This window comes from Nostocoides vanveenii (assembly GCF_039531165.1).
Lineage (GTDB): Bacteria > Actinomycetota > Actinomycetes > Actinomycetales > Dermatophilaceae > Nostocoides_A > Nostocoides_A vanveenii.
This window is the reverse complement of sequence record NZ_BAAAPN010000058.1, coordinates 50,038-62,151: the sequence shown is the minus strand read 5'-3', so window position 1 is coordinate 62,151 and position 12,114 is coordinate 50,038. Positions and strand designations below refer to the sequence as shown.

10 protein-coding genes are annotated in these 12,114 nt (G+C 68.4%); 3 read left to right on the top strand and 7 right to left on the bottom strand.

Going from position 1 to position 12,114, the window contains the following annotated elements; genetic code table 11:
• Positions 1-118: 118 nt before the first annotated feature.
• The 3 genes from ABD209_RS14695 to ABD209_RS14685 form a co-directional block, all read right to left on the bottom strand.
• On the bottom strand, positions 119-721 hold the full coding sequence (locus ABD209_RS14695) for a YflT domain-containing protein (RefSeq protein WP_344067561.1): 603 nt from the start codon (positions 719-721) through the stop codon (positions 119-121).
• 48 nt (positions 722-769) lie between these two features.
• The gene (locus tag ABD209_RS14690; protein WP_344067560.1) at positions 770-2,716 is read right to left on the bottom strand and encodes a potassium transporter Kup; all 1,947 of its coding nucleotides are present in this window, start codon (positions 2,714-2,716) and stop codon (positions 770-772) included.
• Between the two features lie 73 nt (positions 2,717-2,789).
• A complete protein-coding gene (locus tag ABD209_RS14685) occupies positions 2,790-3,995 on the bottom strand; it encodes an acyl-CoA dehydrogenase family protein (RefSeq protein WP_344067559.1) in 1,206 nt (401 codons plus the stop codon).
• A gap of 164 nt (positions 3,996-4,159) precedes the next feature.
• Here ABD209_RS14685 and ABD209_RS14680 point away from each other — a divergent pair, with 164 nt between their 5' ends.
• The gene (locus ABD209_RS14680) at positions 4,160-5,398 is read left to right on the top strand and encodes an MFS transporter (protein WP_344067558.1); all 1,239 of its coding nucleotides are present in this window, start codon (positions 4,160-4,162) and stop codon (positions 5,396-5,398) included.
• Positions 5,399-5,454: 56 nt separating this feature from the next.
• Here ABD209_RS14680 and ABD209_RS14675 read toward each other — a convergent pair whose 3' ends face one another.
• Entirely contained in the window at positions 5,455-6,405 is a 951-nt protein-coding gene (locus ABD209_RS14675) for a hypothetical protein (RefSeq protein WP_344067557.1), read from the bottom strand.
• Between the two features lie 320 nt (positions 6,406-6,725).
• Here ABD209_RS14675 and ABD209_RS14670 point away from each other — a divergent pair, with 320 nt between their 5' ends.
• Positions 6,726-7,589, top strand: a complete 864-nt coding sequence (locus ABD209_RS14670) for a serine protein kinase RIO (RefSeq protein WP_344067556.1) — start codon at positions 6,726-6,728, stop codon at positions 7,587-7,589.
• A gap of 109 nt (positions 7,590-7,698) precedes the next feature.
• Complete coding sequence (locus ABD209_RS14665; RefSeq protein ID WP_344067555.1) at positions 7,699-8,505, top strand: serine aminopeptidase domain-containing protein; 807 nt, start codon at positions 7,699-7,701, stop codon at positions 8,503-8,505.
• 1 nt (position 8,506) lies between these two features.
• Here ABD209_RS14665 and ABD209_RS14660 read toward each other — a convergent pair whose 3' ends face one another.
• The 3 genes from ABD209_RS14660 to ABD209_RS14650 all read right to left on the bottom strand — a co-directional run bounded on the left by ABD209_RS14660 (position 8,507) and on the right by ABD209_RS14650 (position 11,992).
• The gene (locus ABD209_RS14660) at positions 8,507-10,624 is read right to left on the bottom strand and encodes an aryl-sulfate sulfotransferase (protein WP_344067554.1); all 2,118 of its coding nucleotides are present in this window, start codon (positions 10,622-10,624) and stop codon (positions 8,507-8,509) included.
• Positions 10,625-10,739: 115 nt separating this feature from the next.
• Complete coding sequence (locus ABD209_RS14655) at positions 10,740-11,090, bottom strand: GntR family transcriptional regulator (RefSeq protein WP_344067562.1); 351 nt, start codon at positions 11,088-11,090, stop codon at positions 10,740-10,742.
• Positions 11,090-11,992 carry a hypothetical protein gene (locus ABD209_RS14650; RefSeq protein WP_344067553.1) on the bottom strand — a complete coding sequence of 301 codons (903 nt, stop codon included), beginning with the start codon at positions 11,990-11,992 and terminating at the stop codon, positions 11,090-11,092. Before ABD209_RS14650 ends, ABD209_RS14655 begins: the two co-directional genes overlap by 1 nt.
• Positions 11,993-12,114 lie beyond the last annotated feature (122 nt).

The window sequence follows — 12,114 nt, the reverse complement described above, 5'->3', positions numbered from 1 at the left end:
CCGGTGACAACACCCCCCGGATCATCGACGACAGGGGCAGTAAGTCATGCCGGACTCAGCGACCGAGATCCTCAGGTCGAGGACCCATCACGAAGGTAACGGGGTTCGGCTCCCTGAGCTAGTGCTGGCCCTCCGCAGGCGGCGTGGCCGGCGCCGCGTCACGCGCCGCTTGCGCCTCGGCATACGCGCGAGCTTGGGCCTCGGCGACCTGCGCCTGCGCGGCCTTCATCGGGTCCATCGTGGTGAGCAGCTCGCGCCCCTGGGTGACGAACTTGTGCTCGGTCAGGACTTCGTAGCGAGTGGCGACGACCTGACTGACCGACGTGAAATCACGCTGTCCGCGGGTCAGGGAATAGCCGACGAGCGCCCAGACCAGTCCGAAGATGGCACCGAAGATCACCGTGCTGATGATCCGGGCGAACGAATTGCCGTCCTCGAAGAGGCTGAACACCAGCCCGACGAAGGCACCGAGCCACGCACCGGACAGGGCGCCACCCATCGCCACGCGGCCCCGGGTCAATCGCCCGGTCACGCGCTCGACCTGCTTGAGGTCGGTGCCGACGATCAGGACATGTTGGACCGGGAAGCCGTTGTCGGACAGGTAGTCGACGGCCTTCTGGGCCTCGGGGTAGGAGTCGTACACACCGAGGGACATGGGGTAGTCGAGCTTGAAGGCCGCCTGCCCGATGGGCCCCCGGGCACCGAGTGGTTGCGTGGTCATACGGCCATTGTCTCAAGCTTTGCTGAACGTTCGCTGGACGAGGGGTGCTCAGAACCGGACTTGCGCACCCATGACGACGGTCTGCCCGATCGGCAGGCGGAAGTAGTCCACCGGCGTCGCCGCATTGTGCGCGAGCCCGACGAAGATCCGCTTGCGCCAGCCGGCCATCCCGGGCCGTTCGGAGCGGTGCACGGTGATCTTCGAGACGAAATACACGGCGTCGTCGAGCGAGGCGTCCAGGCCCTGGTCGATGGCCTGGGCGAGAGCAGCCGGGACGTCCTGATCGTCCTGGAAGCCGAAGTCGATCGCCACGTGCGAGATGTGGTCGTAGGGATCGCCGAGGTCGTCGATGGTGATGCGCTCCGCCGCCGGCACATGCGGGACATTCTTGACGCGGGTGGAGACGATCACGGTGCGCTCGTGCGCGACCTTGTTGAAGGCCACATTCTCCCGCAGCGCTAGCGGCGTGGTCTCGGCGCTCGGGTGGAGGAAGAAGGCAGTCCCGGGCACGTGCGCGAGTTGCGAGTCGTGGATGACGTCGAGGAAGGGCAGCAACTCCCCCTCCAGCTTCACCCGCCGCGCCGTGACCAGGGTGGTGCCGCGCCGCCAGGTCATCATCACCAGGCTGATCGTGGCCGCGACGAGGAGCGGGAGCCAGCCACCATGGAGGACCTTGGCCGCATTGCCGGCGAAGAAGTTGACCTCGAGCAGGCCGAAACAGAGCGCGAACGCCGCGATCTGCCACGGCCGCCAGCGGTGGCGCGCTGCGGCATACACGCAGAACAGCCCGGTAGTGAGCATCAGGTCGAGAGTGACCGCGACGCCGTATGCCGTGGCGAGCCTTTCGGACGCCCGGAAGGTCAGCATCAGCAGCAGCACGCCGGCGAAGAGCAGCCAATTGACCGAGGCGATATAGATCTGCCCGCTCTCGCTGTGGGACGTATGCCGCACCGTCAGCCTGGGCAGATAGCCCAGCCGCTCCGCCTGCCGCGCCACCGAGAAGGCCCCCGAGATCACCGCTTGGCTGGCGATGATCGTTGCGGCCGTTGCGAGGACGACCAGGGGCAGCGACATCCAGTCTGGGGCGAGGTGGAAAAAGGGTGAGACGGCCGTCTCGGGGTGGTGCAGCACCTGCTGCGCCTGCCCCAGGTAGTTCAAGGTCAGGCACGGGAAGACCAGCCAGAACCACGCGCGCAGGATCGGGCCCCGCCCGAAGTGCCCCATGTCGGCATACAGCGCCTCGGCGCCGGTGACCGACAACACGACCGCGCCCATGGCGATGAAGGCGATGAACGGGTGCCGGAAGGCGAAGCCCACGGCGTGATGCGGCGAGAGCGCGCCCAGGACGCTCGGGTCGGCGATGATGTGCGGGATGCCGAGCGCCCCGAGCGCGAGGAACCACACGACCATCACCGGGCCGAAGAGCCGGCCGACCTTCTCGGTGCCGAAGCGTTGGCCGGCGAAGAGCAGCGCGATGATCGTCACCCCGATCGGCAGGACGTACTCCTGGAGACCCGGGGCGGCGACCTTGAGACCCTCGACGGCCGAGAGCACCGAGATCGCGGGGGTGATCAGGGAGTCGCCGAAAAAGAGCGAGGCCCCGATGACGCCGAGGATCATCACCAGCCCGTAGCGCCGCCCGCCCTGCGGCACGAACCGCCTTGTCAGATACGCGAGCGAGAGGATACCGCCCTCGCCCTCGTTGTCGGCCTTGAGGATGAACATCAACTGCTTGATCGAGACGATCAAGGTGATGGACCAGAAGACCATCGAGATCACGCCGTAGACGTTCGCCGAGTTCGGCTCGACCATCCCGTCGTCGATGGTGAAGACCGTCTGCATGGCGTAGAGCGGGCTGGTCCCGATGTCGCCGAAGACGACGCCGAGGGCCGCCAGGATCAACGGGCCGATCGCCCCGTGGCCGGGGTGCTCATCGAGATCAGTGGTGTCGGGTGCCGGTGTGGCGGGCGACGCGTCGGTCGCGGCAGAACTCACGAGCCGAAATCGTATGCCGTTCCCGGACCCCCCGCGAGCGCGCCGCCGGAGGGTGGCGAACGGCATACGGCAATCAGCCCTTGAGCTTGTAGTCCTCCAACAGGCGGCGCCCGATGATCATCTTCTGGATCTCGGCCGTGCCCTCGCCGATCAGGAGCATCGGGGCCTCGCGGTAGAGCCGCTCGATCTCGTATTCCTTGGAGTAGCCGTAGCCGCCGTGGATGCGGAAGGACTGCTCGACGACATCGGCGCAGTTCTCGGCAGCGAGGTATTTCGCCATGCCGGCCTCGAGGTCATTGCGCGCACCGGAGTCCTTCAGGCGCGCGGCTTTGACCATCATCTGGTGGCTGGCTTCGACCTTGGTGGCCATGTCGGCGAGCCGGAAGAGGATGCCCTGGTGTTCGGCGATCTTCTTGCCGAAGGTCTCGCGCTGCTGGCTGTAGGCGATGCCGAGTTCGAAGGCGCGCATCGCGACGCCGCAGGCCCGGGCGGCGACATTGACGCGTCCGACCTCGACGCCGTCCATCATCTGGTAGAAGCCCTTGCCCGGCTCACCGCCGAGGATCTGGGCGGAGGTGGTGCGGTGGCCGGTCAGGACGAGCTCGGTTGTGTCGACGCCCTTGTAGCCCATCTTGTCGATCTTGCCGGGCACGGTCACGCCCTGGGCGGTCTCGCCGAAGCCGGCGGTCTTGTCGATCAGGAAGGTCGTCATGTTCTTGTAGGGGCTGCTGGACTCGCCGAGATCGGTCCGCACGAGCACGGCCACGAGGGTGGAGGAGCCGCCATTGGTCAGCCACATCTTCTGGCCGTCGAGCACCCAATCGTCACTCTCGCCCTGGCGCACGGCCTTGCTCTTGATCGCGGCGACGTCGGAGCCGAGGCCGGGCTCGGACATCGAGAAGGCGCCGCGAATCTCGCCCGTCGCCATCTTGGGCAAATAATGCTGCTTCTGCTCCTCGGTGCCGTGCTGGATCAGCAGGTAGGCGACGATGAAGTGGGTGTTGATGATGCCGCTAACGGACATCCAGCCGCGGGCGATCTCCTCCACGCACAGGGCATAGGTCAGCAGCGACTCGCCCAGCCCGCCGTACTCCTCGGGGATCATCAGCCCGAAGATCCCCATCTCCTTCATGCCCTCGACGATCTCGGTGGGGTACTCGTCCTTGTGCTCCAGGTCGGTCGCCACGGGGATGATCTGCTCGTCGACGAACTGCTTGACCAGCTTGAGCAGTTCCCGCTGCTCCTCGGTCAGGTTGTCGGTGCTCTGCAGTCGGGACACGCTCGAATCGCCACCTTGCGTCGGGTTTGGGGTGTCCTGCCAGTATGCCGAGGCCCAGCACGCGCGCGTATGCGTCGCGGGTGTGAGGCTACGCACGCATACCGGTCCGGGTGTAGTCGAATCGATTTGCCGAGCCCGGCCGCGGCTTGGGACCATGGTGTCTCGTGCGCCGATTCCTCTCCCCCTACCGCGTGCTGTTCGCGATGCCCCGAGCCAAGCGCTTCATCGCCACCACCTATGTCGCGCGGCTGGGGATGGCGATGTTCGGCGTCGCGATCGTCGTGATGATCGCCAGCCGCCGGGATTCGTATGCGACCGCGGGGCTGGTCTCGCTCGTCGGGCTCGGGTCGATGGCCGTGGGCGGTCCGGTACTGGCCCGGTTCGTCGATCGCCATGGGCAGCGCCGCATCGCCTTGCCGGCCGGGCTGTTCGCCATCGCCTGCCTGCTGGCTCTGGCCGCCGAGACCTATCTCGGGGCACCCACGTGGGCGCTGCTTCTGACCAACACGGGGCAGGCGTTCGCGCCGGCGGTTGGGACCTTGGTCCGGTCCCGCTGGGCGCACGTCTTGGAGGGCGACTCGGCGCGGCTGCACATTGCCAACTCCTTCGAACAGGTCAGCGAGGAGTCGAACTTCGTCCTGGGACCGGCGCTGGGTGCCGGCCTGGCGACCTGGGTCTTTCCCGAGGCCGGTCTGCTCGTGGCGACGGTGCTCTTCGCTGCCGGCTTCGTCGGTCTGATGGCGCACACCGAGAGCGAACCGCCGGTGCACCTCACCGACGACGTCAGCCGGGGCAGCGCCTTCCGCGTCCCCGGGATCGTGCAGCTCGGGATCACAATGATCCTCACCGGCGCGGTCTTCGGTTCCGGTGACGTCGTCATCTTGGCGTATGCCGACGAGCAGGGTGCGCGCGCCTGGGGCGGCTTCTTGATCGGGCTCTTCGCGGCCGGCTCGCTGATCGGCGGTCTGCTCTACGGCCTGGTCGACCCCGGCGAGCGCGCGGCCAACCGGGTGCTGTGGTTCACCGGGTCGATGTTCGCCGGCTTCGCGCCCTTGCTGGTCGTGCCGAATCTGTGGGTACTGGGCATCAACGGCTTCGTGGCCGGCCTGGCGGTGGCGCCGACGTTGATCACGGCGATGGTGTTGTGCCAGCGGCTCGTTCCTGCCGCCCAGCTCAATGAGGGGATGACCATCGTGGTCACTGGCCTGCTTATCGGTGTCGGGCTGGGCTCGGCGATCGGTGGCCGGTGGGTCGAGTCGTATGGCGCGCACGCCGCCTTCATCGTGCCCGTCGCGGCCGCGGGCATCGCGGTCGTGGTCGCTCTCCTGGGCCGGGCTTGGTTGATGCGGGCCGAGGAGCGCGCCCTCACGGCGCCGGCCGCGCGCGCCGAGGTGCCCTCATAGCGTTACTGAGTGGTAGGTGAGGCAAAGCGGGCGGCCTAGCGCCCGGTTTGCCGCACCTACCAGGCAGTAGCCCGTGCCTGAAGGAGCCGGTGCGCGTGCACCACCTGCGTCATGAACGCTGCCGGTTCGAGTCGAAGGCCGAGCACGGGGATCCGCAGCACCAGTTGAGCGTCCAGGGTCACGGCATTGGCGCGCAGCGCGTCGTCGACCGGGTTGAATCCCACCAGGTGGTGCGCTCCGTCGACCTCCACGACGAGCCCGTTGTGGAAGCGAACGTCGAGGTAGATGCGGCCGCTTGGTCCACGCCGCACTGCCTGTCGGGCGGGCTGAGGAAGGCCAACGGCCCGGGAGAAGCGGCCGAAGTCGAGTTCCCCGAGAGAGTGGGCACCATCGCAGACATCCTTGATGACCAAATCGATATGCGCTCGCCGCGGCGAGCGACGGACTCCTGACCACGCGGCGAGCAGGCGCGATGAGGCCGTGAGTCGCTGTTGGACGGGCAGGCAGATGAGCAGAGCAGCCTGCCGGTCGCTCGCCGCCAGCTGCGCTGCCCTGATCATGGCCACCTCGATGGTCGAGCGCGGCAGGCCTGCTCTCGTGGCCCGCGCGAGTTGACGTCGCACGGTGACCCGTGTGCCCTCATTCACGCGATAGCGCTCCTGGCCCGGCACAGACAGGTCGATCACGGACGGCTCGAACCCGGTCAGACCGCTGGCCAGGAGAGAACTGGCGCCATCCAGCACGGCCCCGGTCGCGCATTCCCACACCGCCACCCAGAGCCTCGCCACGGGCGTCAGGGGCCCCGAGCCGATCTGGATCGACTTGCGCCCGACCACTGTCCACCGCCTCGCTGCGACTTCGTTGCGAATGACATTGCGCCCCACGTCCATGCCCCGCAGTTGATCTCGGTGCACCACCCCACCTTGGCTCTCGGCTGCGTCACCAACCGCGAACGCGCGCCTGGCCACGTACTGCTGCCGCGTCGTCACGCTCGCCCCAAGGTCCATGCCGACATGGTCGCGGGGCAACTCCCTCCCGCCAACGGGTCACCGAAAACCCTGGGGACAGCGCCTTTCGGACGCTCGACCCTGTGGATCACCGAAGTGACCGGCGGGTAGGTGTGGCAAAGCGGGCGGCATAGCGCCCGGTTTGACACACCTACCCGGGGTAGGGCCAGTCGGCCCCGCTGAAAACCGGTTGCGGAGGAGGTGGGGTGGACGCGAGGGTGGGGCGCTGGCATACGGACATCGAACGAAGGAGGACGCCATGGCCGAGCTGGAGCGCTGCGCGCCCGACCACTCCCCCTTCACTCTTTCGGAGATCCCCGATGTCCACACCGGACCCCTTCCACTTCACCTTCGACGTCCGTCCTGACGACCCGCCCGAGGGCGAGCGCTGGTCGAGTTATGACGGCGCTACCCACGGCCCGTCGCCGCAGCCCGCATGGGTGATCACCGACCTGGCCGCCGTCGAGGCGGATCTCGGCATCCTCAAATCCGGCAAGGAGGCGGACGTCCACCTGATCCGGCGCTGGCTGCCTTCGGATCCCGAGGCTGACGCCGGGGCTCATCCCGCCCCAGTCGCCACGCGAGAAAACCTCTTGGCCGCCAAACGCTTTCGCACCTCTCACCACCGGCTCTTCCACCGCGACGCCGGCTATCTCGAAGGCCGGCGGGTCGCCGAGAGCCGCGAGATGCGCGCCCTGGTGGGGCGGACCCGCTACGGGCGCGTTGTGATTGCCCGGCAGTGGGCGGGTGCCGAGTTCCAGGCCCTGGCCATGCTCTGGTCGCACGGCCTGCCCGTCCCGTATCCCGTGCAACTGACCAGCGGCGAGATGCTCATGGAGTTCATCGGCACCGATGGCGTCGCCGCTCCCCGCCTGGCCTCGACCCGTCCCCGGCCGGGCGAGGTCGCGGATCTCGCCGAACAGGCCCGTGACATCGTCGTCGCGCTGGCCGCGATGGGCTACGCGCACGGCGATCTGTCGGCCTACAACGTCCTGCTCCACGACGGGCGGCTGGTCGTCATCGACTGGCCGCAGATCGTCGACATCATCGCCAATCCGCAGGGTTTCGACTACCTACGGCGAGACGTGGAGAACCTCTTCGGCTGGTTCACGCGCAAGGGCGCCGACCTCGACCTCGAGCACGTCTTCGGGGATGCCGTGGCCGCCGCGACCTCTCGCTGGTGAGGCCTCCGGGCCACGGCCGGCTGCGCCCAGGGCGCTGCGGTGGGCACGGCCTTGAGGGCCGCGACCTGAGGGACGCGCCACTCCGATGGGCCCGGGATACGCTCGGCCGGTGCCCAGACCAGAGCGCCCGACCCGGCACACGCCAAACCGCCGGACCATCCTCGCTGGCTTGACGGGCGCCGCCGCCCTGACCGGCTGCCGCGGCACGACCACCACGCACACGAGCCCGCCGGCAACCACCGACGGCGAGCTGACCTCGGCCTACTGGCCCGGGGTCAAGGCCTCCTGGCGCATCGCGCGACCGTCGGCGACACCGAAAGCGCTCGTTGTCGCGCTGCACGGCTTTGGCATGGACGGCCCGACAATGATGGACGGGCTCGGGCTCGCCGACCACGTCGAGCGGACCGGGCTGGCGATCGCGGCGGTCAGCGGCGGGAAGGCTTACTGGCACAAGCGCCGGGCCGGCATGGATACCGGCGCACTGGTGATCCACGACTTCATCCCGCTCGCGCAACGCACCACCGGGGTCGATCCCAAGACGAAGGTGGCCTTCCTCGGCCTGTCGATGGGCGGCTACGGCAGCCTCCTGCTCGGCTCCGACCTCGGCCCCGACCGCGTTTTCGGCGTGGTCGCCGAGAGCGCGGCGCTGTGGATCGACCCGGGGACGAGCGCCCAGGCTGCATTCGACGATCGCGAGGACTTCCTCGCCCACGACGTCTTCGCTCGCACCGACGTGCTTTCCCGTATGCCCGTGCGCCTCGACTGCGGCACGAGCGATCCGTTCATCGCCGCCAATCGGGCCTTCGCCGCCAAACTGCCCACCGCCAAGGCCACCTTCGACAAGGGCGCCCACAGGCTCGACTACTGGCGCTCGCACGCGAGCGCGCAACTCGACTGGCTCGCCGCGCTCACCTGATTCAGCCGATGGTGACCTTGTCGCTGACCGTGTCGGCCGCACCGCCGGCCGTTCCGGTGACGGACACGACCAGAGCCGACCCCCTGACCGCCGGGGCCAGCCGCGACGCGACGATGCGCAGCAGGGCCGACCCATCCGTCGCCAACGATCTTGTCTTGTAGGCCCCCGAGACGACCGCGCTCGTGATGTCGGTGGTCCCGGCGAAGTAGCGAACGCGCACGGCCGCGGTCCCCTTGGTCCCCTTGACCATCAGCGGCTCCCTTGTCGCGCCACGGTTGTAGACGCGAACGTATGCCGTGGCGCTCGCCCCGACCTTCGCCAGCCGCTGGGTGATCGCCTGTGGCGGCTGCGCGGTTCCGGCCCCGGTGAACACCCCGGTCGAACTGGGCCGGATCGCGAGGTCGGCCAGGTGCGCGGGTGGGGAAACGGCATACGTCACTGTCGTGGTCGTGATATTGCCGGCGCCGTCGGTAGCCGGGATGGCGACGGAGCGCAGCCCGGGCCACGCCGTGTCCAACAGCCTGCCCCACTGCCCTTCTGCACCACAGGTCCCCAGAGAGGAGCCGCCCTTGTCGGTGCAGCTGAAGTCGAGGGTGGCCGAGGATAGGAAAGGAACCGCCACGCCGGGCGCCGGCGATGCGACGGTGACCTCGGGCGCGATGACGTCCGGCGCGTCGAAGACCATCGCCCGATAGGTGTAGTTCGGTGATGTGGCGTTTCGGTCAGTCAGGCGCCAGACCACCTGACCTGTCGGCGAGACCTCGTCGGCGATCGCTTGCGCCCCCGTCGCCCAACCGAGCACCGTGTTGCCATTCGGCAGTCGCTGCGCGGACCCGGCGAACCAGCCGTAGCGTGCGGGATCGTAGGACCAGACCAGAGTGGCCGTGCGCGCCACCGGGTCCAGGGCATACTCACTCACCCGCGTACTGGGACGGGTGATGGGTGGGCCCGAAGGGTCCGCCGGGTTGATGCACATCGGTGTGGAGAAGGCGTCGGATCCGTTGTCGTAGAGCAGAATGTGGCCGTTCGGCAGCTCGCTGGCCGTGTGCTGTGCGCACGGACCACCGGGGTAGGGGTCGTCGACAAAGGTGAAGTCGCTTTCGCGCCCACCGAGCTTCCAGACGATGTCGCCGGGCTGGAATCCGTCGTGGGCCACGCGCGCGATGCGCAACACCGAGCTGAGGTGGCGGAAACTGGCGATGAAGTCGCGCCCGTCGTGGGAGACGACGACCGAGTTGACATGGGCGTAGTCCGCATAGGTGTTGAGCCGGACGGTCTGCGCCGCCAGCGAGCTGCTCGTCCATTCGAAGACAACCCTGCCGTCGCCATCTTGCTCCTGGATGACGGAGTCGGTCTTGCCGGTGGCGGCGTTGGGCTCGTAGGCCAGCAGGACGGTGTGGCCGTCGGGCAGGAGGATCGAGTCGTGCAAGTCCGTGTCGACGAGCCCGACGGTCTCGTGCGTGGCCACCTGGCGGAAGCTCTGGTCGAACTCCACGATGTGGTTTCCGCTGCGCCCCGGGGTCGTCGTGGGCTGGGCGACGGTGTAGTTGCCGTTGGGTTGACGGCGGAAGTCGTTGGTCCCGGTGGGATAGCCGCTCGCCCAGGCCGGCACTCCGAGCCGGTCGACGATCGCGAGGAAGTACTTGTCGCCGGCAAACCACTTCGTCGGGGCGATGAAAACCTTGCCCGGCGCGACCGCCGAAGAATTGACGACTGCGTCGAAGGCGGGAAACTCGGCGGGCAGGTAGTAGAGGGAATGCCGTTCCAGCCCAGCGGAGTCCTCGATCATCACACTGATCTCGTCGCCGGCCACGAGACCGGTCAGGGTAGCTGTGCCCCCGGCGGCCGGCCTGCCGTTGACCCACACGCGACCCGCCGGGTCGTCGGTCGTCGCGGACACGGTGACCGTTCCGTCCGAGGCGGTGGTCGTCGTCAGTCCGTACCGGTCGACTCCCGGCGCGAACTCGGGGTACATGCCCAGCCCGCTTCCGCTGACGCTGAGCGTATGCAGCGGTGACGCCTGGGCCTCGAAGCCGAGGACCGCCTGGGATGACGAGGTCCCTCCGAACGCCGAACAAACAATGAGCGCACCAGCGACGAGATTGGCACGTCGAGTCATTTGCATCTCCCCCAAGCGAGTTCACCGACCGGCGCCGATGCTACTGAACGGCTCGCTCGGTGTCTGTCCACCATTTGGATGACCCCGTCGGTCCGGCCGGGCAGCAGGGGCTCTCTCACCAGGCCGAGCGGATGACCCCGAGGGCGGCGGCGAGATCCAGCCCCGAGCGTTGGGCAGACTTGACGAAAAGCGTTGCCGCGGCGTCGATCTCGTCGGTCAACGGCTCCGCGGGCGGGGCCGAGACAACCGTCCCCTTGCGGCCGTTGGTCACCACGAACCCGCGCGCCTCCAGTTCGCGGTACGCGCGAGCGACGGTGTTGGTCGCCAACCCCAGGTCGCCGGCGAGTTGACGCACCGTTGGCAGCCGAGCCCCGGCGGCCAGCGCGCCCTCACGGATCGCGCCGATGACCTGGGTGACGATCTGCTCGTAGGCCGGAGTAGCCGACTCCGGCGCCACTGAGAGCATCACGTCGTGACACCGGCCAACGCGTGCGCGCGCGCCCACCTGAAGTGGTTGTCGTCGCGCAGAGCCAGCACCCATAGCACGCCGAGAACGAGGAACGCAGCCACCGCCAGGACGTATGCCGCGGTGCCAAGCCACGCGGGCCACCCCGGCTGGGCACTTGCCCACCACACGACTGCCGCGGATCCGGCCGCGGCGAGCATGCCCCCGGAGCCGACGAGGTCCCGCAGCGTCTGGGCGCGGACAATCTCCTCCCACGCCAGGCCTGCCGCGCTACTCATCTCGACAGCGCCATCGAGGACTCGGCCTAATGCCGCGTGGATCACGCTCGCAGCCAGGGCGACGCACCCGATCAGAGCGAATCCGATCCACGCGCTCGATCGCCTCGGCGACCCGGCTCGCAGAGCCGCGACCAGGAGAATGACGGCGACCGCGGGGCAGAGAAGTGCGGCAGCGAGCAATCGGCGCTCCAGCGGCAGCACATAGTCCGCCAGCTCCCGACGGCGCAGCTGGGCAACCCGAGCCCGGCCGACGGCACCGATCGGCTGCAACTGCCCGATGCCCGTCCCGAGTGCCGCCCCGAAGGGGATACACAGGGCCAGCCAGGGCAGCCCCTCTCCCGACCAGGCCAGGAGGGCGCCGAGCACCAGATACACCACAGCAATGCCGATGACCCGGCCGCCCTGTCGCTGACCGAGACGGCGCATCAGCAGTGCCTCGTCCGCACCGGCGTCCGGAAGGGCGGCCATCCGCAGCAGGCGCCGTCGTTCCTTGGCGACGAGTTGGACGCGGACGGCCCAGCTAACGCCGATGAGCGCAACACCGAAGAAGAGCAGGATTACCAGCCGCCCGGTGACCTCACCGAAGTGCACCTCGACGGCCCCGGCGAACATGTGCACGGCCATGGCCTGACCCCTTTGTCTCAGTTTGTATTGCTACAAACTTAGCCACCGAGGCCCGGCGGCACAAGTCCTGATCCTCGGCACGGATGCGCGGGCCCGGTCATCGCCCGCGGCCGGCGCCGGCG